The sequence below is a fragment of the Achromobacter sp. 1014246743 genome, from assembly GCF_059760725.1.
The window spans coordinates 36,893-57,250 of the sequence record NZ_JCBANA010000033.1 but is presented as its reverse complement, the minus strand read 5'-3'; the positions used below and the strand labels follow the sequence as shown (position 1 = coordinate 57,250).

18 protein-coding genes and 2 riboswitches are annotated in these 20,358 nt (G+C 67.9%); of the genes, 13 read left to right on the top strand and 5 right to left on the bottom strand.

The genetic code is table 11. From position 1 onward, the window contains the following. Window positions 1-158: 158 nt before the first annotated feature. Complete coding sequence (locus tag AC6LJ2_RS15570; protein WP_263911178.1) at window positions 159-1,202, bottom strand: CorA family divalent cation transporter; 1,044 nt, start codon at window positions 1,200-1,202, stop codon at window positions 159-161. 118 nt (window positions 1,203-1,320) lie between these two features. Here AC6LJ2_RS15570 and AC6LJ2_RS15565 point away from each other — a divergent pair, with 118 nt between their 5' ends. Beyond that, window positions 1,321-2,268 (top strand): Dyp-type peroxidase, encoded by a 948-nt coding sequence (locus tag AC6LJ2_RS15565; protein WP_263911177.1) that lies wholly within the window; start codon window positions 1,321-1,323, stop codon window positions 2,266-2,268. 74 nt (window positions 2,269-2,342) lie between these two features. Here the strand turns inward: AC6LJ2_RS15565 and AC6LJ2_RS15560 are convergent, their stop codons facing one another. After that, a complete protein-coding gene (locus AC6LJ2_RS15560; protein ID WP_498151697.1) occupies window positions 2,343-2,789 on the bottom strand; it encodes an SRPBCC family protein in 447 nt (148 codons plus the stop codon). A gap of 150 nt (window positions 2,790-2,939) precedes the next feature. Here AC6LJ2_RS15560 and AC6LJ2_RS15555 point away from each other — a divergent pair, with 150 nt between their 5' ends. After that, window positions 2,940-3,434 carry a nucleoside deaminase gene (locus AC6LJ2_RS15555; RefSeq protein WP_498151696.1) on the top strand — a complete coding sequence of 165 codons (495 nt, stop codon included), beginning with the start codon at window positions 2,940-2,942 and terminating at the stop codon, window positions 3,432-3,434. A gap of 42 nt (window positions 3,435-3,476) precedes the next feature. On the opposite strand, the gene AC6LJ2_RS15550 is transcribed toward AC6LJ2_RS15555, so the two are convergent. Continuing rightward, on the bottom strand, window positions 3,477-5,177 hold the full coding sequence (locus AC6LJ2_RS15550) for a M24 family metallopeptidase (protein WP_498151695.1): 1,701 nt from the start codon (window positions 5,175-5,177) through the stop codon (window positions 3,477-3,479). A gap of 152 nt (window positions 5,178-5,329) precedes the next feature. Here AC6LJ2_RS15550 and pdxR point away from each other — a divergent pair, with 152 nt between their 5' ends. Further along, the gene (gene pdxR / locus AC6LJ2_RS15545; RefSeq protein ID WP_498151694.1) at window positions 5,330-6,886 is read left to right on the top strand and encodes a MocR-like pyridoxine biosynthesis transcription factor PdxR; all 1,557 of its coding nucleotides are present in this window, start codon (window positions 5,330-5,332) and stop codon (window positions 6,884-6,886) included. On the opposite strand, the gene AC6LJ2_RS15540 is transcribed toward pdxR, so the two are convergent. Next, window positions 6,887-7,702, bottom strand: a complete 816-nt coding sequence (locus AC6LJ2_RS15540; protein WP_498151693.1) for an alpha/beta fold hydrolase — start codon at window positions 7,700-7,702, stop codon at window positions 6,887-6,889. It abuts the gene before it with no gap. A gap of 221 nt (window positions 7,703-7,923) precedes the next feature. Between AC6LJ2_RS15540 and AC6LJ2_RS15535 the strand changes: the two genes are divergently transcribed. From AC6LJ2_RS15535 to AC6LJ2_RS15525, 3 genes are all read left to right on the top strand, one after another. Next, window positions 7,924-8,712: a PhzF family phenazine biosynthesis protein gene (locus AC6LJ2_RS15535; protein ID WP_445656958.1), complete on the top strand. Its 789-nt coding sequence runs from the start codon at window positions 7,924-7,926 to the stop codon at window positions 8,710-8,712. Window positions 8,713-8,725: 13 nt separating this feature from the next. Then, a complete protein-coding gene (locus AC6LJ2_RS15530; protein WP_498151692.1) occupies window positions 8,726-9,313 on the top strand; it encodes an SUKH-4 family immunity protein in 588 nt (195 codons plus the stop codon). A 174-nt stretch (window positions 9,314-9,487) separates the two neighbouring features. After that, on the top strand, window positions 9,488-10,231 hold the full coding sequence (locus AC6LJ2_RS15525) for a sulfite exporter TauE/SafE family protein (RefSeq protein WP_498151691.1): 744 nt from the start codon (window positions 9,488-9,490) through the stop codon (window positions 10,229-10,231). A 3-nt stretch (window positions 10,232-10,234) separates the two neighbouring features. Here the strand turns inward: AC6LJ2_RS15525 and AC6LJ2_RS15520 are convergent, their stop codons facing one another. After that, a complete protein-coding gene (locus AC6LJ2_RS15520; RefSeq protein WP_498151690.1) occupies window positions 10,235-11,464 on the bottom strand; it encodes a D-amino acid dehydrogenase in 1,230 nt (409 codons plus the stop codon). A 44-nt stretch (window positions 11,465-11,508) separates the two neighbouring features. Then, window positions 11,509-11,599, bottom strand: a riboswitch (glycine riboswitch). A 1-nt stretch (window position 11,600) separates the two neighbouring features. Next, a riboswitch (glycine riboswitch) is annotated at window positions 11,601-11,691 on the bottom strand. A gap of 134 nt (window positions 11,692-11,825) precedes the next feature. On the opposite strand from AC6LJ2_RS15520, the gene ampC reads away from it, so the two are divergent. From ampC to AC6LJ2_RS15485, 7 genes are all read left to right on the top strand, one after another. Next, complete coding sequence (ampC, locus tag AC6LJ2_RS15515; protein WP_498151689.1) at window positions 11,826-13,034, top strand: class C beta-lactamase; 1,209 nt, start codon at window positions 11,826-11,828, stop codon at window positions 13,032-13,034. Between the two features lie 121 nt (window positions 13,035-13,155). Next, entirely contained in the window at window positions 13,156-14,433 is a 1,278-nt protein-coding gene (locus tag AC6LJ2_RS15510; RefSeq protein ID WP_498151688.1) for a Zn-dependent hydrolase, read from the top strand. Between the two features lie 313 nt (window positions 14,434-14,746). Beyond that, window positions 14,747-16,408, top strand: coding sequence for an ABC transporter substrate-binding protein (locus AC6LJ2_RS15505; protein ID WP_263911160.1), 1,662 nt, complete (start codon window positions 14,747-14,749; stop codon window positions 16,406-16,408). Window positions 16,409-16,471: 63 nt separating this feature from the next. Further along, entirely contained in the window at window positions 16,472-17,425 is a 954-nt protein-coding gene (locus tag AC6LJ2_RS15500; protein ID WP_263911158.1) for an ABC transporter permease subunit, read from the top strand. 5 nt (window positions 17,426-17,430) lie between these two features. Beyond that, window positions 17,431-18,321 carry an ABC transporter permease gene (locus AC6LJ2_RS15495; protein ID WP_498151687.1) on the top strand — a complete coding sequence of 297 codons (891 nt, stop codon included), beginning with the start codon at window positions 17,431-17,433 and terminating at the stop codon, window positions 18,319-18,321. Next, window positions 18,318-19,373 (top strand): ABC transporter ATP-binding protein, encoded by a 1,056-nt coding sequence (locus AC6LJ2_RS15490; RefSeq protein WP_498151686.1) that lies wholly within the window; start codon window positions 18,318-18,320, stop codon window positions 19,371-19,373. The genes AC6LJ2_RS15495 and AC6LJ2_RS15490 overlap by 4 nt, the downstream gene beginning before the upstream one ends. Beyond that, the gene (locus AC6LJ2_RS15485) at window positions 19,370-20,356 is read left to right on the top strand and encodes an ABC transporter ATP-binding protein (protein WP_498151685.1); all 987 of its coding nucleotides are present in this window, start codon (window positions 19,370-19,372) and stop codon (window positions 20,354-20,356) included. Before AC6LJ2_RS15490 ends, AC6LJ2_RS15485 begins: the two co-directional genes overlap by 4 nt. The last annotated feature ends 2 nt before the right edge of the window (window positions 20,357-20,358 follow it).

Here is a 20,358-nt window from a genome sequence, read left to right as displayed (position 1 = left end):
GAATGGGTCGACTTATAGCATTGCAAATTCCCGTTTGCGGGAATCGGTAGCAAATGATTGCGCTTTTTGCGGTGCAGCAGATGAGGGCGGCGGGGGCGCCGTGCCAGGCGATTCCGGTTGGCCGGACGCGGGGGCGTTGGGCCGGGCTGCCGTGGTCTTCAGCCGCCGCGCCGCCGACGAAACGCCCACCAGCCCATCAGCACCGTGAATGCGGCCACCAGCAGGCAGATGATCCAGAAGCCGTGATGGTCGTCCGACAGCGGAATGCCGCCCACGTTCATGCCGAACAGGCCCGCCATGATGTTGATGGGCAGGGCCAGCACCGTCACCAGCGTCAAGGTGAACAGCGTTCGGTTGTTCTGTTCGTCCAGCCGCGCGGTCATCTCTTCCTGCAGCAGCTTGATGCGCTCGACCAGCCCGGCCATGTCGCCCAGCACCACCGAGAATTCCTCGGTGGATTCGCGCAGCTCCTGCACGTCGCGCGGCCGCAGCCAGGCGGGCGGACGGGCCAGCAGCCGGAAGACCGAACCCGGCTCGGGCGCCAATGTGCGTTGCAGCCGCACCAGCACCCGGCGGGTGCCGGCCAGGTCCAGGCGGCCGGGGCCGCCACGCGATGCCAGGAAATGGTCTTCGATGCCGTCGACGTCGACGCTGGCCTTGCGCACGATCTCCATCATCAGGTCGGCCTGGTCGCGCATCAGGTGCGCCAGCAACTGGGCAGGCGATTCGAACGGCTCGCCGCGCCGCACGTGCTCGCGCAGCCGGTCCAGCGACCGCAGCGGCTTGCGCCGCAACGTCACCAGCAGCCGCCGGTGGGCGCAGACCCACAGCGTCGATACCTGGGCAGGGGTGCGGTCGAAGTCGAAGATGACGTCGTTGAACACCGCCACCAGCGCGCCTTCCTGCTGCTCGATCCGGGTGGAATGAGCCTCGTCGCCCAGCATCGCGATGAAGGTGTCCGGCAGGTCCAGGTGGGCCTGCAGCCAGCGCACGCAACCGGCCTGCGACAGGTTCAGGTGCAGCCACAGAAAGGCGCCGTCGTCCGGCGCAGACTCGGGGCCGATGGCCTTGGCGCGGGCCAGCAGGTCCGCGAGCGCGGGCGGGGCGATCTCGGTGGCGGCGCCGCCCGCCGCGAAGCGGAACGCGCAGATCAGGCCGGAAATGTCGGATTGGTAGTCGGCCGGGGCCGCGGGCGTCGTCATGATGCGCGATGGTGACGCCAAAGCGTGACAGTTCGGAGACAGCGCGCCCGCCAGACCGGGCCGCATCAGCTATATTTCAAGCGCATTTCCTTCCCGCCGTTCCCGAGCCCGATATTCCATGTCCGAAAAACCCGTCGAACCCCAAGCCGTCCTCAGCCCCAACGCCCGCTACGCGATCTTCCTGGTCGCCACGCTGAACCCCGGCGCCGACAACGCCGCCACCGTACGCGCCTGGTGCGAAGACGTCGCCGCGCTGGTCCGCACGGTCGGCACTCGCGCCGTCGCGGCCGACCTGTCCTGTATCTGCGGCTTCAGCTCCGCCGCCTGGGACGCCCTGTTCGGCGCGCCGCGCCCGGCCTCGCTGCATCCGTTCCGCGAATTCGGTTCGGGCGACCGGGTAGCCGTGTCCACCCCCGGGGACATCCTGCTGCACATCCGTGCCGAAGCCATGGACGCCTGTTTCGAATTGGCCACGCTGCTGGTGGCCGGCCTGGGCACGGCCGCCAAGGTGGTCGACGAAGTGCATGGGTTCCGCTATTTCGACCGCCGCGCCATCATCGGTTTCGTCGACGGCACCGAAAACCCGCAGGGCTTCGAGCTGGCCGACTTCACCCTGATCGGCGACGAAGACCCGGCGTTCGCCGGCGGCAGCTACGTGCTGGTGCAGAAGTACCTGCACGACATGACCGCCTGGGAAGCGCTGCCGACCGAGCAGCAGGAACGCATCATCGGCCGTCGCAAGCTCACCAACGTCGAACTGCCGGACGACGTCAAGCCGTCGTATTCGCACAGTTCGCTGACCACGCTGGACGAGGGCGGCCAAGAGGTCAAGATCCTGCGCGACAACATGCCGTTCGGCCGCCCGGGCTCGGGCGAATTCGGCACCTACTTCATCGGCTACGCGCGTTCGCCCGCGCCCATCGAGCAGATGCTGGAAAACATGTTCGTCGGCCGTCCGGCGGGCAACTACGACCGCCTGCTGGATTACAGCCGCGCCGTCACCGGCGGCCTGTTCTTCGCGCCGTCGGCCGAGCTGCTGGAAGCGCTGGCCGAACGCGAAAGCTGACGCGCATCGCGGGGGCGGCCGCCAGGCGAATGAGGGCGCGCGGCCGCCCGCGCACCCCCCGCAGCCAGGCGCCGTCAATCCGGAATCTGCGGTTCCACCAGTCGCATCAACTGGGTCAGGGATTCCTGCCAGCCCAGGTAGCACATCTCGGTGGGTATCACCGCCGGGATGTTCTCCTGCACCACGGTCATTTCCGTGCCGCAGGACACCTTGCGCAGCGTGATGGTGGTCTGCATCTGGCCCGGCAGGTTAGGATCGTCGAACTGGTCCGTGTAGCGGATCTTCTCGTTCGGCACCAGTTCCAGGTACTTGCCGCCGAAGTCGTGGCTATGGCCGGTGCCGAAATTGCGGAACGACATCCGGTGCGAGCCGCCCACCTTGGCGTCCAGTTCGTGGACCAGGCAGGTGAAGCCATACGGGGGCAGCCAGCGCACGATGGCGTCGGGTTCGAGAAAGGCGCGGTACACGCGGTCGGGGGCGGCGCGCAGCACGCGGTGCAAAGTTACGGTTCCTGTCGTCATGGTCATTTCCGCCTTGAAGGGAAAGTGGGGGGGTGTACTGGCTCGACGCATGAGCCTCCCGCAAATCGACAGGACACGGATCAGGACAAACCCTAGGGTGTCGGGGCGCGCGGGATGGCCGCCCGGGCGCCAGGCAAAAGGAGCATGGGCATGATCACGGCACAAGACAAACCCTACCTGGCGCGCTGCGTCGAATTGGCGCGGCAGGCGTTGGCGCAGGGCGACGAGCCCTTCGGTTCGCTGCTGCTGTCGGCCGACGGCCAGGTGCTGTTCGAAGACCGCAACCGCGTGGCCGGGGGCGACCACACGCGCCATCCGGAATTCGAGATCGCCCGGTGGGCCGCCGCCAACCTGACGCCCGCCCAGCGCGCCGCCAGCACCGTGTATACGTCGGGCGAGCACTGCGCCATGTGCGCCGCCGCGCACGGCTGGGTCGGGCTGGGCCGCATCGTCTACGCCAGTTCCACCCCGCAACTGAGCGCGTGGATGCAGGAACTGGGTTTTCCCGCGCCGCGGGTCAAGGCGCTGCGCATCACCGATGTCATCACCGACACGCCGGTGGACGGGCCGGATGACGAACTGGCCGAGCAGGTCGGGGCGCTGCACCGGGCGCGCCAGCGGCCGGCGGGTGCGGGGTCGGCCTGATGGGGGGCTGACCCGCCTGACGGGCTTGACCGACCCGGCCGCCTAGCGCAGCAGCACGTCTTCGTAGAACGCGCCGATCGGCAGCGTCCGGTCGCGCACCTGGATCTCCAGCACCCAGATGCCATCGGCCGGCACGAAGTCGGCGTCTGCCAACTGGTGCTTGCCATACAACGCATGCGGAAAATCCGCCACGCGGTGGCCGGGAATCTCGCGCACCAGTTCGCAGCCATGTTCCCGCGCAAAGTCTTCGGCGCGGTCGTACAGGGCCGCGCCGCTCAACCCCTGCAGCCAGGCCTCGCGGGTGCGGGCGAACACCTGGCGGGCGGCCTCGGCACAGCGTTGGCGGTCGGCGTCCGCGCCCACCACGAAGGTGTCGCCGTAGTCGCCTTCATAGCCGTCCCATACCGGGCCGATGTCCACCACGAACATGTCCTTGTCGCCCAGCCGCCGCTGGAAGTCGGTGGGATGCACGGTGGGCGATTGCGTATCGGCGCCGAACCGCACGTAGGTCGGATGCCAGTTGTGCGATGCGCCCATGCGGCGCAGGTGCGCGTCGGCCGCGGTGATGGCTTCGCGCGTGGTCATGCCGGGCCGTATCAGCGCGGCGATCTCGCGCACGGCCGTCAGCGAGCGGCGCCGCGCACGCAGGATGCCGTCCATGGTGAAGCGCGGGCTGACCCGTTCCCACGGGTGGGCCGGGGCGGGCGCCACGACGGGGCCGGCGCCGGTCGCGGGCACGAAGGCTTCGGACAGAAAGCGGTCGTCGGGCAGGCCGGCCTGGCGCAGCCGGTCGCGCGCCGCGCGCACCATGGCGGGGTTGCCGCAGGCATAGACCACCGTGCGGGCCCAGTCATGGTCGGCGGCCGCGGCCCTGTCCTGCACGTAGGCGTGGGCCTGCGGGGTCGCACCGGCGTCGTCTTGCGGCACCACCGCATGCCATTGAAAGCCGCCCTTGGCCAGCAGGGCGTTCAACATCGGCGCGGCATAGCAGTCGTCGGCCGAGCGGCCGCCCCAGTACAGCGTCACGCTCTTGATGGCCGGGCTTTGCAGCCCGGCCATCAGGATCGGGTATACGCCCGCATAGCCCGTGCCCGTGGCCAGCAGCACCAGGTGTTCGATGTCGTCCGGCCAGCCTTCGTCGGGCCAGGTGCAGCCGCCCAGCGGACCTTCCAGCGCCAGGGTGTCGTCGGGCATCAGGCGCGGCAGCAGGCGTTCGGTGAAGCCGCCGCCGGGCATGCGGCGGATCTGGAATTCCAGCCGGGCCGGGCCCGCGGCCGACGGCAGGCTGGCAATGGAAAAAGGCCGCCGGCTGCCGTCTTCCAGCAGGAATTCGACGTGTTGCCCGGGCTGCCAGGCGAAGGCGTCTTCGCCCTGCACCTGCACGATCAGCTGGGTCACGTCTTCGGTCAGCGGCACGCGCGACACGACGACGGCCTCGCGGCGTTGCGCTTGCAGGGCCGGTTCGCGCCAATGCGGAAAGCGCAGCGCCAGGTCGCCCGCCGCGCGGCACTGGCACATCAGCAGTTCATCGTCGGCGGTGACGTACGTGCGTTCGGTGGGCGGGGCCAGGCGTTCGTGGCGGCCGTCCACCACCGTGGCCCGGCACGAGCCGCATTCGCCGCGCTGACAGGAAAAGGGCACCGGCACCCCCTGGGCCAACGCGGCGTCCAGCAGCGTCGTCGTGCCGTCGGTGGTGAAGTGGCCGGTATCAAGGGTGATGGTGTACAGGGAGGGCGTGGTCATGGCGCGTTTCCGTTGATAGACCCGTGGGGGGCGCATGGAGCGCAATGTAGCGATAGAATGGCTTTGTCTCCAGGGCCATTTTTATGAATATGACCAAGCCACTTTTGCGGGAAGCGCCACGGGGCTCCGACTCGGCCGCCCAGCCTGACGCGTTGTCCGTCCCCCCACGCGGCACCCGGCAGGCCGCCCGCCGCAGCGCCTCGCGGGTGCCGCGCCAGGAAGCCAGCCTGGACTTGCCGCTGGACCCGCCCCGGGCCGGGGAATCCAAGCAGACCTGGGTCTATCGCCAGATCCGCGAGCGCATCCTCAAAGGCGTGCTGCCCTCGGGCAGCCGGCTGCCGTCCACCCGCAGCCTGGCCGGACGCTGGCACATTGCCCGGTCCACCGTCGAATCTGCCTACGATCAGTTGCACAGCGAAGGCTATACGGCGGGCACGGTCGGGTCGGGCACCTATGTGGCGGCGGTCATTCCCGATAATTTCTTTCGCGATGGCTTGCCCGGCGAGGCGGCGCAAGGGGGCGGCCGCCCGTCCACGCCGGCAGCGCCTGGCGCATCCGCTCCGTCACCGCGTGCCGTATCGGTACGCCCGGCAACCGGCCTGCCGCCGGTACCGCCGCCGCGTTCAGAGCCGCCTTTCACGGCCCGCAGCGCCGACGCCTCGCTGTTCCCGATGGCGGCATGGAGCAAGGGGCTGGCGGCCAGCGCCCAGCGCGTCACGCCGTCGCAACTGGCCAACGAGGAATCGCAGGGCTGGCAGCCGCTGCGCGAGCAGATTGCGCGTTACCTGGGCGCGGCGCGCGGCATCGCCTGCGATGCCGACCAGGTGGTGGTGCTGACCGGCATCCGCGACGGCATCGATCTGAGCGCCCGCGTGCTGTTGTCGCAGGACGACAAGGTGCTGGTGGAAGACCCCGGCTACCTCAACGCCGTGCCGCTGTTCAGCCAGTACACGCGCCGCATCACGCCCATCGCGATCGACGAGCACGGCTTTTCGGTGGCCAGCGCCCGCCGCCAGCGCGGCGTCAAGCTGGTGCACGTCACGCCCGCGCACCAGTCGCCCACCGGCGTCACCATGCCCGTGTCGCGCCGCCTGGAACTGCTGGACTGGGCCGCGCAGACCGGCAGCTGGATCCTGGAAGACGACTACGACAGCGAATTCAACTACGACAGCGCCCCGCTGGCCGCCCTGAAAAGCCTGGACAGCGCCGACCGCGTGATCCACTGCGGCAGCTTCAACAAGACCCTGTTCAACGCGCTGCGCATCGGCTATGCGGTGCTGCCGCGGCCGCTGGTGGCGGCGTTCACGCGGACGCGCCACACCACGGGGCGGTCCAACAGCATCATCGAACAGATGACGCTGGCCAACTTCCTGGAAGACGGCAGCTTCGCCCGCCACGTGCGCCGTGTACGGCCCGTCTACGCGGCCCGGCGCGACCAGCTGCTGCGGCTGCTGCAACTGGCCGCAGGCTCGTCGCCGCTGCGGGTCAGCGGCGAGCAGGCGGGCTTTCACCTGGTGTGGTGGCTGCCGCCCGGCAGGGACCTGGCGGACCTGCTGCGCCGTGCACAGGCACGCGGCATCGGCATCCAGTCGGTAGCCGACTTCTGCCTGCGCGTGACAATGCCGCCCGGCGTGGTCATCGGCTACAGCGCACGTAGCGAGGCCGAACTGGAACAGGTGGGGGCGCTGCTGCGTGGGGCCGGCGCCTGATCAGATGGCCTTGTCCGCCAGGAACGCCTCGATCAGCGCCGCAAACGCCGGCGGGCATTCCTGCATCGGGTAATGGCCGCAGTTCGGCATCACCCGCAGTTGGGCGTTCGGATGCCACGCCAGGAACGTCTGCCGCATGGCGGCTTCGTCCAGCCCCGGGTCCTTGTCGCCCACGATCACCAGGTACGGCGTCGTCAGCCCGCGTACCTCGTCCACGAAATCCGTGTGGACCAGCATGTCCAGGTAGGGAATGCGGCAAGCGGGCGCCACCGACGCGCGATGCCGCCGCAGCTTGGCCTGCACCCAGCCGCGGCCCAGGCCGCCGGTCACGTATTGCATCAGGCGGCAAAAGGCCTCGTCGTCGTGCGCCGTGCTGGCAAAGAACGCATACGCGTCCGGGCCCAGCCGATGGCCCGCGGCCGACACCGGGCACACGGCAATCGCCCGCTTGATGCGGTCCGGCGCATTCGCCGCCAGGCGCTGCGTGACCATGCCCGTCATCGAATGCCCCAGCACGCTAAAGCGCGGCCAGCCCAGGTGGTTGGCCAGCGCCAGGCAATCGGCGGCGATCTCATCGACCGAGCAGGCGCCCGTCAGATGGCGCGACAGGCCATAGCCGCGCAGGTCCGCGAACACATAGGTGCAGGCGTCGCCGTCCAGATAGGGCGTCATCGCGGCGTAGTTGCCGTGGTCGCCCAGCCAGTCGTGCAGCACCAGCACGGGTTCCGGGCCGTGGCCGTGGCGGACAAAGCCCAACAGGCTCGCCGCGGCGGTGTCGTTGCCGACGTTCGAACGGGAGGAGGGGAGATGGGTCATTTCAAGGGTTCCTTCTGGGTTGGAAAAAGCCAAAAGAAACGCCCTCCCGGCGGACCGGGAGGGCGTCTTGAAAGAAGCATCATCATATCGGGTCGGCGGGCGAAAATCCAGTGTCTGGAAAAATCCAGACGCGCAGTCCAGGACAACCCGCCGCAAGCACCCGCCCGGCGCCTTGTAGCAAAATAACGGCTGCTTCATCGCGTACGACACAGGAATTTCCCATGCCCCAGCTCGACCTTTACCAAGTAGACGCCTTCACTGCCGCTCCCTTCGGCGGCAACCCCGCCGCGGTGGTGCCGCTGGACGCGTGGCTGCCTGACGCGACGTTGCAGCGCATTGCCGAAGAAAACAACCTGTCGGAAACCGCCTACTTCGTGCGCCAGGGCGATGTCTACGAGTTGCGCTGGTTCACGCCCGCGGTCGAGGTCGACCTGTGCGGCCACGCCACGCTGGCGACGGCCTGGGTGCTGTTCGAACAGTTGGGCGTCCAGGACGACCTGCTGCGCTTTTCGACCCGCAGTGGCGAATTGCAAGTGCGCCGCGCCGGCAAGGCGCTGGCGATGGATTTCCCCGTCAAGCAACCGGTGGCCGAGGCCATCCCGGCCGCGCTGCTGCAAGCGCTGGGCTTGAAGGACGCGCGGGCGCTGTACCGCACCGACGACTACCTGCTGGTCATCGACGATGAAACCCTGATCGACGGCCTGAAGCCTGATTTCTCGGCGCTGGCCGCGTTCGACGTGCGCGGCGTGGCGGTCACGGCGCCGTCCACGCGCTACGACTTCGTGTCGCGCTGGTTCGGCCCGCGCGTGGGCGTCAACGAAGACCCCGTCACCGGCTCGGCCCACACCTCGCTCACGCCGTACTGGGCCGAGCGCCTGGGCAAGACGACGCTGACGGCCGAGCAGGGCGGGGCGCGCAAGGGGCAGCTGCAATGCGAACTGCCCGGCAACGGCCGCGTCATCATCAGCGGCCAGGCGGCGCTGTACCTGCGTGGCACGATCTACCTTTGACCCAAGGGCCAGCATGATCGACATCGACGCGTTGCGGGACCGCTTTGCCCGTTTCGGTGAACTTCGCCCGCAAGGCCGCGACGAATGGCGCGGCGACATCCCGCTGCCCGACGCGCTGGCCGATTTCTATGCCCGCATCGGCCCGTTGGGCGAGACTTATCACGCGCACATCGGCCCGGTCGGCGTCACGCTGTCCGAAACCAATGTGTGCTTTCCCGCGCTCAGCCGCCTGTGGGATCTGCAGGCCGGCTACCGCTGGGATGCCTCGAACGGCCAACGGGTGCCGGCCTGGCAGGACCACTGGCTGGTCATCGCCGACCTGAACGCCGACCCCTTCATTCTGGACACGGGCAGCGGCCGCATCCTGTATGCGATGCACGGCACCGGCACATGGGCACCCGATGACATCGCGCCCGACCTCTGGACCCTGGCCGCCGCCCTGGCCGCCGTGGGCGAGATCTACCTGGACGCGGACGAAGACCTGCGCGACGACGACTGGGACATCAAGCCGGCCTACCGCGATGCCGTGCTCGACCGACTGACCACCGTGCTGGGCGACCGGGGCGAGGCCGAAAGCTTCTACGAGGTCCTGCAAGGCTAGCCGGAACGCTTGCGGATCGGGTGCGACGGCGCGCGCGAGGCTTCGGCGCGCCATCATCGAAAACCTATTCCCTCATCAGCACTTCAAATAGCCCGGTCCGCCGCACCTGCCTAGAATCCCCGGTCATGACATCAAGAGGCCGCAACCGGCCCCGGAATCAAGGAGACAGCAGGCATGGACGCGGTATGGGTGGTGGCGATCGGCGCGGCGGTGGCGGGCTTCGTGCAGGGCCTGTCGGGCTTTGCGTTCGGCATGGTGGCCATGTCGTTCTGGGCCTGGGTGCTGGACCCGCGCCTGGCCGCCGCTCTGGCCGTCTTCGGCGCCTTGACCGGGCAACTGCTGGCCGTGTTTTCGGTGCGCCGGGGCTTTGACTGGCCACTGCTGTGGCCCTTCCTGGCGGGCGGCCTGGCCGGCATTCCGCTGGGCGTGCTGGTGCTGCCGCACCTGGACATGGACTGGTTCAAGGCGGTGCTGGGCGCCTTGCTGGCCTTGTGGTGCCCGGTCATGCTGATGTCGCAGCGGCTGCCGCGCATCGGCGGCAACCGCCTGGGCGATGGCGCCGTGGGCATGGTCGGCGGCGTGCTGGGCGGCATCGGCGGTTTCGCGGGCAGCGTGCCCACGCTGTGGTGCACGCTGCGCGGCTTCAACAAGGACACCCAGCGCGCCGTGATCCAGAACTTCAACCTGGCGATGCTGTCGGTGACGATGGCCACCTACCTGGCCACCGGCATCGTCACCCGCGACATGGCGCCCATGTTCGCGGTGGTGGCGCCGGCCATGCTGATCCCCACGCTGCTGGGCACCCGCCTGTACATCGGCATTTCCGAAGTGACGTTCCGGCGCACGGTACTGGGCCTGCTGACGTGTTCGGGGCTGACGTTGCTGGCGTCTTCGGTGCCGCAGTTGCTGGCGCGGTAGGCGCTACGCCAGCGACACCCCGTCCCGCACACTCGCCGCCAGCATCTGCGCCGTCGCTGCCGACAGCGTCCACCCCAAATGCCCGTGCCCGGTGTTGTAGAACACGCCGGGCCGCTTGCCCGGGCCAACGCGCGGCATCATGTTGGGGGTCATGGGGCGCAGGCCGCACCAGGGCACCACGCGTGACGTGCGTACGCCGGGGAAGTGCTTGCGGGTCCAGTCCACCAGCGGCTGGATGCGCTCGGCGCGGATGTCCATGTTGAAGCCGTTGAATTCCGCCGTGCCGGCCACGCGGAAGCGGTCGCCCAGGCGGCTGGTGACGATCTTGGCGGCTTCATCGAGCAGGCTGACGGTGGGGGCGGCAGCGCGGCTGTCGGGCTCGTCCAGGTGCACGCTGATGGAATAGCCCTTGACCGGGTAGATGTTCAGCGAGTCGCCCAGCTGGCGCGCGAACTGGCGGCTGGCGGCGCCGGCGCAGATGACGATGGCGCTGGCCTCGTGCTGTTCGTGTTGCGTGCCGCCTTCGCGGGCAATGTCCAAGACGTAGGGCAGGCCGTCGCGGCTGATGGCGCGGATGTCGGCGTCCTGCTCGAAGCGCACGCCGCGGCGCGCGCAGGCACGGGCCAGGCCGCTGGTGAATTTGTGGATGTCGCCGGTGGCATCGGACGGCGTGTAGAAGCCGCCGTGGCAGGCCGTTTGCAGCGCGGGCTCGATGGCGCGTGCTTCGTCGGGCGTGACCGCGTGGCGTTCCAGTCCGCCTTCGCGCAGCAGCGCGTTGGCGCGGCGTGCGGTCTCGAAGCTGGCGGCGTCGTGGTAGATGTGCAGGATGCCGCGCCGTTCCAGGTCGAAGTCGATGCCTTCTTCCTCGGCCATGGCGTACAGGTGCTGGCGCGCCTCGATGGCCAGCCGGGTGGTGGCGATGGTGTTCTGGCGGTAATTGCGGATCTGTCCCATGAACTGGGCCAGCCACGAATACTTGTGCCAGCTGAAGCGCGGGTTGAGCAGCAGCGGCGCATTGCGCCGCCCCAGCCAGCGCAGGCCCTTCATGACGGTGGCGGCGCTGTTCCAGACTTCGGCGTTGCTGGCGGACAGCTGGCCGCCGTTGGCATAGGACGTTTCCATGGCGGGATAGCGCTGGCGGTCGTAGACCGTGACGTCGTAACCCAGTTTGCTCAAGGCGTACGCAGACGTGACGCCGGTGATACCGGCGCCGATGATGGCGATGCGGGGCATGGTGGCTCCAGATAGCGTGGCTGCGGCCAACCGGCAGCAGCACCCCATCTGTCTTGGTACCTGAGAGCTTCACCCGGGCGGCGAGCGCCGCGGGATCCCCTTCGGTGGGCGCGCCTGGCGCCTCTCTCCAGATTGTCTACACCGCGCAGTCCTGTTGCCTGAGAGTTTCCGGGGCGGTTGCTCCGTCGGCGCCCGCCACGGGGGCGAGTCTCTTCTGCGGGGTTTTGAATCGACCGGAGCAGGATAGCCAAAATTTCGGTCGGACGAGACTTAGGGTTAGTACCAGGATGCGTCAAATTCGTCCTACACTGGGCGGCCATTTGGCCGGCGCCAGCCGGTATGACACGACAGGAAGAATGGCATGCGCCTGAGAGAAAAACTCCGTGCTTCGATGGGGCTGCTGGCCTTGGCCGCAGGCGCCGGACCCGCCCTGGCGGCGGGGCAGCCCGCGGCAGCGGTGTCCGCGGCCGTGTCGGCGCGGGCCGCTGACGAGGCGATCAACGCTGCCGTGGCCGAGGTCATGCGCCAGTACGACATCCCCGGCATGGCGATCGCCGTCACCCGCAACGGCGAGCAGCGCTTTTTCAACTACGGCGATGCCTCGCGCGCACCGCGCAAGCCGGTATCGCCCGACACGCTGTTGGAGCTGGGCTCGATCAGCAAGACCTTCACCGTGACGCTGGCGGGCTATGCAGAGGCCTCGGGCAAACTGTCGTTGGGCGACAGCCCCGCCCGGTACGTGCCCGAACTGCAAGGCACCGACTTTGCCAAGACCACGCTGATCAACCTGGCCACGCACACGGCCGGGGGCTTTCCCTTGCAGGTGCCGGACGCCGTGCAGGACATGGCCCAGTTGATGGCCTACCTGAAGGCCTGGACGCCGCAGTACGCGCCCGGCACGCACCGCACCTACGCCAATCCCAGCATCGGCATGCTGGGCGTGGTGGCGGCGCGCAGCCTGGGCCAGCCCTACGTGGCGGCGCTGGAGCAGGGCCTGTTTCCCAAGCTGGGGCTGCGCAGCACCTATGTGAACGTACCGCCTGAAAAAATGCCGGACTACGCCTGGGGCTACAACAAGCAGAACGCGGCGGTGCGGTTGAATCCGGGCGTGCTGGCGGACGAGGCCTATGGCGTGAAATCGACCGCCCGCGACATGATCCGCTTCGTCGAGGTGAACCTGGGCGTGGCGCCCGCGGATGCCGCCATCCAGCGCGCCATCGCGGCCACGCATACCGGCTACTACCAGCTGGGCGCGATGACGCAGGACCTGATCTGGGAGCAGTACCGCTACCCGGTATCGGTGGATGACCTGGTGGCCGGCAACTCGGCCAAGGTGGCGTTCGAAACCCTGCCCGTGCAGGCCGTGCAGCCGCCGAGCGCGCCGCAGGAGGCGGTGTGGATCAACAAGACCGGCGCCACCAACGGCTTTGGCGCCTACGTGGCCTTCGTGCCGTCGCGCAAGCTGGGCATCGTGATCCTGGCCAACCGCAACTATCCCAACGAGGCCCGCGTGCGGTTGGCGTTGCGGATTCTGACCTATACAGATAGCCCGAACGCGCCTGTACAGTGAGCCTGATTCAGCGCGATTGTGTATTTGCAGCGCCTGGTACACCAGCCATTATTTTTCGATGGCCGATCCTCCGCCCGCCCGCGCGGCGTGGCGACGTCCCCTTCGCGTATCAGGAGCTTGCATGACCCTTGCCTCTACTGCCTTCGATTCCCTGGCTGATCTGCGCGTGGACGGTGCGCGCTTGTGGCAGTCGTTGATGGATCTGGCCCGTATCGGCGCGACCGACAAGGGCGGGGTCTGCCGGCTGGCCCTGACCGACCTGGACCGCCAGGGCCGCGACCTGTTTTCGGACTGGGCGCGCCAGGCGGGGTGCGAGCTGCGCGTGGACGCCATCGGCAACATCTTCGCGCGCCGTCCGGGCCGCAACAATGCCTTGCCCGCCGTCATGACGGGCAGCCATATCGATACCCAGCCCACCGGCGGCAAGTTCGACGGCAACTACGGCGTGCTGGCGGGCCTGGAAGTGCTGCGCACGCTGAACGACGCCGGTGTCCAGACCGAGGCGCCGCTGGAACTGGTGGTGTGGACGAACGAAGAGGGATCGCGCTTCGTGCCGGTCATGATGGGCTCGGGCGTGTACGCCGGCGCCTTTACGCTGGACCATGCGCTGGGGCAGCGTGACCGCGACGGCGTCAGCGTGCGTGACGCCTTGACCGCGATCGGCTATGCCGGCGCAGCGGCCGTTCCCCCGGCGGTGCGCGATGGCGTGGGCGCCTATTTCGAGGCGCATATCGAACAGGGGCCGGTGCTGGAGGCCGCAGACACCGTGATCGGCGTGGTCACGGCGGCGCTGGGCCAGCGCTGGTACGACGTGGTGCTGACCGGCGTGGAAGCGCATGCCGGTCCGACGCCCATGCCGTTGCGGCGCGATGCGCTGCTGGCGGCATCGGACCTGGTGCGCGCGGTCAACGACATTGCGCTGGCGCACGCCCCGAACGCGCGTGGCACCGTAGGCTGGATGGACGTGTTCCCGAATTCCCGCAATGTCATTCCGGGCCGCGTGAGTCTCTCGGTGGACCTGCGCGCCGCCGATGACGCGACGCTGTCGGCGATGGACGTTGCCTTGCGCGCCGCGGTGGACGCCGCGGCCCGGCGCGGCGGCGTGTCGGCGCACGTGGAGCAGGTGGTGTACTTCGCGCCGCAGCCGTTTGCGCAGCCGCTGGTCCAGGCGGTGCGGGATGGCGCAAGGGACTTGTCCTTGTCGGCCATGGAGGTGGTCAGCGGCGCGGGACACGACGCCGTATACATGGCGCGGGTGGCCCCGGCGGCGATGATCTTCGTGCCCTGCAAGGACGGCATCAGCCATAACGAGATCGAAGACGCGCGCCCCGATCACCTGGAAGCAGGATGCAACGTCCTGCTGCGCGCCATGCTGGCGCAGGCGGGCGTGGCGGCGTAACGCCCGGCGCACCAAGAGCGGGCGCGCTGCGCCGCCTTGGTGCCTGCCCCGGCGCGGCTCACCCGTGGCCGCTGGCTCGTCTTCGTGCGGGCGGATGGCTGGCGTCTCGATATTGCCCGCGGGGGGCGGATTTTCCGCGCGGACTCCGTATTTACCCCTGTACTTCGTCAAATCTGCGATCAATGGCATGGAAGTTGCTTGTACAAAAATTGTGTACCAGCACTGTGCACCTGCCTGACAGGCCTGCGCGGGGCGGGCCCGGTGCTGGTTCCTCATGACGGCTTCATGCCCCTCAAGACTTCGGAGAATCACAATGCAGACGCGAAGTATCCGCAGCAACGTCCTGATCGCCGCCCTGGCCCTGGCGGGTGTCGTCGGGATCGCACCCCGCGCAGCCCACGCCGAAAAAGTCCTGCGCATCGGCATGACCGCAGGCGACATTCCCCGCACCCTGGGCCAGCCCGACCAGGGTTTCGAGGGCAACCGCTTTACCGGCATTCCGATGTACGACGGATTGACGCAATGGGACCTGTCCAGGAAGGACGGCCCCAGCGTGCTGATCGCCGACCTGGCCGTGTCCTGGGACGTGGATGCCGCGGACAAGACCAAGTGGGTCTTCAAGCTGCGTCCGGGCGTGACGTTCCACGATGGGTCAGCCTTCAATGCCGACGCCGTGGTGTGGAACGTGGGCAAGGTACTGGACAAGCAGGCGCCGCAGTTCGATCCCAGCCAGGTCGGCGTCACGGCGTCGCGCATGCCTACGCTGGTGTCGGCGCGCAAGATCGACGACCTGACGGTGGAGCTGACCACGTCCGAGCCCGATTCCTTCCTGCCCATCAACCTGGCCAATCTGTTCATGGCGTCGCCGGCCCAATGGAACAAGAAGCTGGCCGAGGTGCCGGCGTCGGTGACTGACCCGGCCGAGCGGTCGCAAAAGGCGTGGGCGGCGTTTGCCGCGGACGCTTCGGGAACGGGGCCATTCAAGATGTCGAAGTTCGTGCCGCGTGAGCGCCTGGAAGTGGTCAAGAACGATCTGTACTGGGACGAGAAGCGGCGGCCCAAGATCGACCGCGTGGTGATGTTGCCGTTGCCCGAGGCCAATTCGCGCACGGCCGCACTGATGTCGGGGCAGGTGGACTGGATCGAGGCGCCGGCTTCCGACGCCTTCGAGGCAATCAAGAGCCGCGGGTTCATCATCTACTCCAATGAACAGCCGCATGTATGGCCATGGCAGCTGTCGTTCAAGGAGGGCTCGCCGTGGCTGGACCCGCGCGTGCGCCAGGCCGCCAACCTGTGCGTGAACCGGGGCGAGCTCAAGCAATTGCTGGGCGGCATGATGGCAGAGCCCAAGGGCACGGTGCCCCCGGGCCATCCCTGGTGGGGAAATCCCAAGTTCGACATCAAGTATGACCCGGACGCGGCCCGCAAGTTGATGGCCGACGCCGGCTATTCCAAGGCCAGGCCCGTCAAGGTGAAGGTGCAGACATCGGCCTCGGGCTCCGGCCAGATGCAGCCGTTGCCCATGAACGAGTTCGTGCAGCAGAACCTGAAGGACTGCTATTTCGACGTGAGCTTCGACGTGGTGGAGTGGAACACCTTGTTCACCAACTGGCGCAAGGGCGCGAAGGATCCATCCGCCAACGGCAGCGATGCGATCAACGTCAGCTTCGCGGCCATGGACCCGTTCTTCGCCATCGTGCGGTTTGTCAGCACCAAGACCTTTCCGCCCACCTCCAACAATTGGGGCTACTTCGGCAACGCCGAGATCGACGGGCTGATCAAGGACGCGCGCACGACCTTCGTGCCGGCCGAACGCGATGCGGCGTTGGCCAGGCTGCACGCGCGGGTGGTCGAAGAAGCGCCATTCGTGTGGATCGCTCACGATGTGGGCCCGCGCGCGATTTCGCCGAAGGTCAAGGGCGTCGTCCAGCCCAAGAGCTGGTTCATCGATATCGCCACGATGTCCATGGACTGACCTGGAACGCGCCGGATGCCGCTCCGCGAGGAGGGCATTCGGCGCACTGAGCGGGTGCCGCCTATGCTGTTCTACCTACTTCGGCGCGTGCTGTATGCCCTGCCCATCATGGCGGGGGTCGCGCTGCTCTGTTTCCTGTTGATTCACCTGGCGCCAGGCGATCCGCTGGTGTCCATCCTGCCGCCCGACGCGTCGGCCGACCTGCAGCGGCAGTTGATGCAGCTGTACGGCTTCGACCGACCCTTGCCCGAGCAGTTCGCGGGCTGGCTGTGGCGCGCGCTGCACGGAGACCTGGGCACCTCGATCGCCTCCGGCCGACCCGTGGCGGCCGAAGTGTTCAACGCCGTGGGCAATACGCTGCGCCTGGCCTGCGTGGCGACGATGCTGGGCTTCGTCGTGGGCGCATTCCTGGGGTTTGTCGGCGGCTATCACCGCAATTCCTTGCTGGATCGCATTGCCTCGTTCGTCTCGGTGATAGGCGTCAGCGTGCCGCACTACTGGCTGGGCATGGTGCTGGTCATCGTGTTCTCGGCGCAACTGGCATGGTTGCCGCCGACCGGTGCGGGGCCCGGCGGCTCGGGCGAGTGGACGGCCGATTGGGCCCATCTGCGTCACATGATCCTGCCTGCGGTGACCATGTCCGTCATTCCGATGGGCATCATCGCGCGCACCGTGCGCGCCCTGGTCGCCGAAACCCTGGCGCAGGAATTCGTGGTGGGCCTGCGTGCGCGCGGCCTGACGGAGCTGGGGGTGTTCCTGCATGTGGTCAAGAATTGCGCGCCGACGGCGCTTGCCGTGATGGGCCTGCAGCTTGGGTATCTGCTGGGCGGATCCATCCTGATCGAGACGGTGTTTTCGTGGCCGGGCACGGGCTTTCTGCTCAATGCCGCCATATTCCAACGGGACCTTCCCTTGTTGCAGGGCACGATCCTGGTGCTGGCGCTGTTCTTCGTGGTCCTGAACCTGGCGGTCGACATTCTGCAAGGCCTGTTCGATCCGCGCATCGAAAGGAGCTGAGAAACATGGCCATTTCCCTTGCAAGCGGTTCCCCCGGGACAGTCGCCGTGGCGCGTTCGCCCGGCTATTGGGCCAACGCCCTGCGCCGTCTGCGGCGCGATCCGGTGGCGATGGGCGCCGGCATCCTCATCCTGGCGCTGGTCGTCATGGCACTGCTGGCGCCGTGGATCACGCCCGCGGACCCGTTCCAGGCGTCGATGCTCAAGCGTCTGCGACCCATCGGCACCGAAGGCTATCCGCTGGGCGCCGACGAATTGGGGCGGGACATGCTGTCGCGCCTGATGCTGGGTGCGCGTCTGTCGCTGTTCATGGGGGTGGTGCCGGTCATCGTCGCGTTTGCCATCGGCAGCGGCATCGGCATTCTGGCCGGCTACGCCGGAGGCTGGGTCAACACCGTCATCATGCGCGTGGTGGACGTGTTCTACGCGTTTCCTTCCGTGCTGCTGGCGATTGCATTGTCCGGCACGTTGGGCGCCGGCATTTTCAACGCGATCCTGTCGCTGACGATCGTGTTCGTGCCGCAGATCGTGCGCGTGGCGGAAAGCGTCACGACACAGGTTCGGCGCAGCGACTATGTCGATGCGGCGCGGGCGTCCGGCGCGTCCGGCTTCACCATCGTGCGCGTCCACGTGCTGTCCAATGTGCTGGGACCCATTTTCGTCTATTCGACCAGCCTGATATCGGTGTCGATGATCCTCGCCTCCGGCCTGTCGTTCCTGGGCCTGGGCGTGCGGCCGCCGGAGCCGGAGTGGGGCCTGATGCTCAATACCTTGCGTACCGCCATCTATACCCAGCCGTGGGTCGCGGCGCTGCCCGGCGTGATGATCTTCATCACGTCCATGTCCTTCAATCTGTTCTCCGACGGATTGCGCTCAGCCATGGAGGTCAAGGAATGAATGCGCTTGCCGGTGTATTGCCCGTGGTGCACGAGGACGTGGGCGGCCCCGCGCAACCGCTGCTGAGCGTGCGCGGCTTGACGAAGCACTTCCCGCTCAAGCGCGATCCGTTGTCGCGGCGCAAGGGCGGCAGCGCCGTGCGCGCGGTCGACGGCGTGGACTTCGACGTGAAGAAAGGCGAAACCCTGGGCGTGGTGGGCGAGTCCGGTTGCGGCAAATCCACGACGGCGCGCCTGGTGATGCAGTTGACCCGGCAAGACCGTGGCGAACTCGTGTTCGACGGCGTGACAGTGGGGTCGCGCGGACTCGCGCTGCGCGAGTTCCGGCGGCAGACCCAGATGGTGTTCCAGGACAGCTATTCCTCGCTCAATCCGCGCATGACCATCGAGGACTCCATTGCTTTCGGTCCGCAAGTGCACGGCATGCCCCGGCGCGACGCGATCGGGGTGGCGCGCGGGCTGCTGGGCAGGGTGGGGCTGGACGCGCAGCGCTTTGCCGGACGTTATCCGCATGAATTGTCAGGGGGCCAGCGCCAGCGCGTGAACATCGCGCGCGCCCTGGCGCTGCATCCGCGCCTGGTGATCCTGGACGAAGCCGTTTCGGCCCTGGACAAATCCGTGGAAGCGCAGGTGCTGAATCTGCTGCTGGACCTGAAAACGGACTTCGGCCTGACCTACATGTTCATCAGCCACGATCTGAATGTCGTGCGGTACATCTCGGATCGGGTCATGGTGATGTACCTGGGGGAAGTCGTGGAGCTGGGGCCGGTGGATCAGGTATTCGACACGCCGCGCCACCCCTATACGCAGGCGCTGCTGCGTTCCATGCCGTCCATGGAACCCGGCCAGCGGACCGAGACGGCGCCCTTGTCGGGGGATCCGCCCAACCCCATCGACCCGCCGCCAGGCTGCCGATTCCACACGCGTTGCGCGCAGGCGCGCGCGGCCTGTGCCCAGGAAGCGCCGGTGCTGGCCGCGCATGACGGGCAGGCCGTGCGCTGCCTCATGTATCAACCCGAATCCGGCTATCAGGCCTCTGGAGCATTGGCATGACGACAACGCCTCTGGTCAGTATCCGCGACCTGGACGTGGCCTTCAAGGCCGGCGCCAAGACCGTGCATGCCTTGAATGGCGTGAACCTGGACGTGGGGCGCGGCGAAGCCGTGGCGCTCATCGGCGAATCCGGCTCGGGAAAGAGCGTGACCTTGCGCGCGTTGATGCGCCTGCATCCGCCGCGGCGCACGCGCATCACCGGTGAAATGCGGGTGGATGGCAAGGATGTGCTTGCGATGAGCCCGCGCGAATTGGCGGCAATGCGCGGGCCGGTCGTGTCGATGGTGTTTCAGGAGCCCCTGCTGGCGCTCGATCCCGTCTACCCGGTGGGCCGCCAGATCGAAGAAATGGTGCGGCGGCATTCGGGGCAAGGGCGCGCCCATGCCCACGCGCGCGCGCTATCGCTGTTCGAGCGCGTGCGCATTCCCAGCCCCGAACGCCGGCTGCAGGCCTATCCCCACGAAATGTCGGGCGGCATGCGGCAACGCGCCATGATCGCGCTGGCGCTGTCCTGCAACCCCAAGGTGTTGCTGGCGGACGAGCCGACGACCGCGTTGGACGCCACGGTGCAGATTCAGATACTGCTGCTGTTGCGCGAACTGCAACGTGAATTGGGCTTGGCCATCGTGTTCGTGACGCACGATATCGGCGCGGCCGCGGAGATTGCCGACCGCGTGGCGGTCATGTATGGCGGCCGCATCGTGGAGCAGGGCACGATTGCCGACCTGTTGCGCGCGCCGCGTCATCCCTACACCCAGGCGTTGCTCAAGGGCCGTGCGCATGGCGCGATGCAAAAGGGTACGCGCCTGGAAACCATACCCGGATCGCCGCCAGACCTGGCGGCCCTGCCGCCGGGCTGTTCGTTTGCGCCGCGCTGCCGGCTGGCGGCACCGCCCTGCCTGGCCGCCGTGCCCGCCATCACCGCCATCGCGCCAGGACACGAGGTACGTTGCGTGCGGGTGGAGGAGACGTTGGCGGCCTGACG

Bases quoted from the DNA above. Each gene is read 5' to 3' on its own strand.
- AC6LJ2_RS15520 (WP_498151690.1), bottom strand. From the start codon at position 11,464: ATGCCCCGCATCGCCATCATCGGCGCCGGTATCACCGGCGTCACGTCT.
- AC6LJ2_RS15550 (WP_498151695.1), bottom strand. From the start codon at position 5,177: ATGACCACGCCCTCCCTGTACACCATCACCCTTGATACCGGCCACTTC.
- ampC (WP_498151689.1), top strand. From the start codon at position 11,826: ATGCGCCTGAGAGAAAAACTCCGTGCTTCGATGGGGCTGCTGGCCTTG.
- AC6LJ2_RS15565 (WP_263911177.1), top strand. From the start codon at position 1,321: ATGTCCGAAAAACCCGTCGAACCCCAAGCCGTCCTCAGCCCCAACGCC.
- AC6LJ2_RS15510 (WP_498151688.1), top strand. From the start codon at position 13,156: ATGACCCTTGCCTCTACTGCCTTCGATTCCCTGGCTGATCTGCGCGTG.
- AC6LJ2_RS15530 (WP_498151692.1), top strand. From the start codon at position 8,726: ATGATCGACATCGACGCGTTGCGGGACCGCTTTGCCCGTTTCGGTGAA.
- AC6LJ2_RS15525 (WP_498151691.1), top strand. From the start codon at position 9,488: ATGGACGCGGTATGGGTGGTGGCGATCGGCGCGGCGGTGGCGGGCTTC.
- AC6LJ2_RS15505 (WP_263911160.1), top strand. From the start codon at position 14,747: ATGCAGACGCGAAGTATCCGCAGCAACGTCCTGATCGCCGCCCTGGCC.
- AC6LJ2_RS15495 (WP_498151687.1), top strand. From the start codon at position 17,431: ATGGCCATTTCCCTTGCAAGCGGTTCCCCCGGGACAGTCGCCGTGGCG.
- AC6LJ2_RS15540 (WP_498151693.1), bottom strand. From the start codon at position 7,702: ATGACCCATCTCCCCTCCTCCCGTTCGAACGTCGGCAACGACACCGCC.
- AC6LJ2_RS15560 (WP_498151697.1), bottom strand. From the start codon at position 2,789: ATGACGACAGGAACCGTAACTTTGCACCGCGTGCTGCGCGCCGCCCCC.
- AC6LJ2_RS15500 (WP_263911158.1), top strand. From the start codon at position 16,472: ATGCTGTTCTACCTACTTCGGCGCGTGCTGTATGCCCTGCCCATCATG.
- AC6LJ2_RS15555 (WP_498151696.1), top strand. From the start codon at position 2,940: ATGATCACGGCACAAGACAAACCCTACCTGGCGCGCTGCGTCGAATTG.
- AC6LJ2_RS15570 (WP_263911178.1), bottom strand. From the start codon at position 1,202: ATGACGACGCCCGCGGCCCCGGCCGACTACCAATCCGACATTTCCGGC.
- AC6LJ2_RS15485 (WP_498151685.1), top strand. From the start codon at position 19,370: ATGACGACAACGCCTCTGGTCAGTATCCGCGACCTGGACGTGGCCTTC.
- AC6LJ2_RS15535 (WP_445656958.1), top strand. From the start codon at position 7,924: ATGCCCCAGCTCGACCTTTACCAAGTAGACGCCTTCACTGCCGCTCCC.
- AC6LJ2_RS15490 (WP_498151686.1), top strand. From the start codon at position 18,318: ATGAATGCGCTTGCCGGTGTATTGCCCGTGGTGCACGAGGACGTGGGC.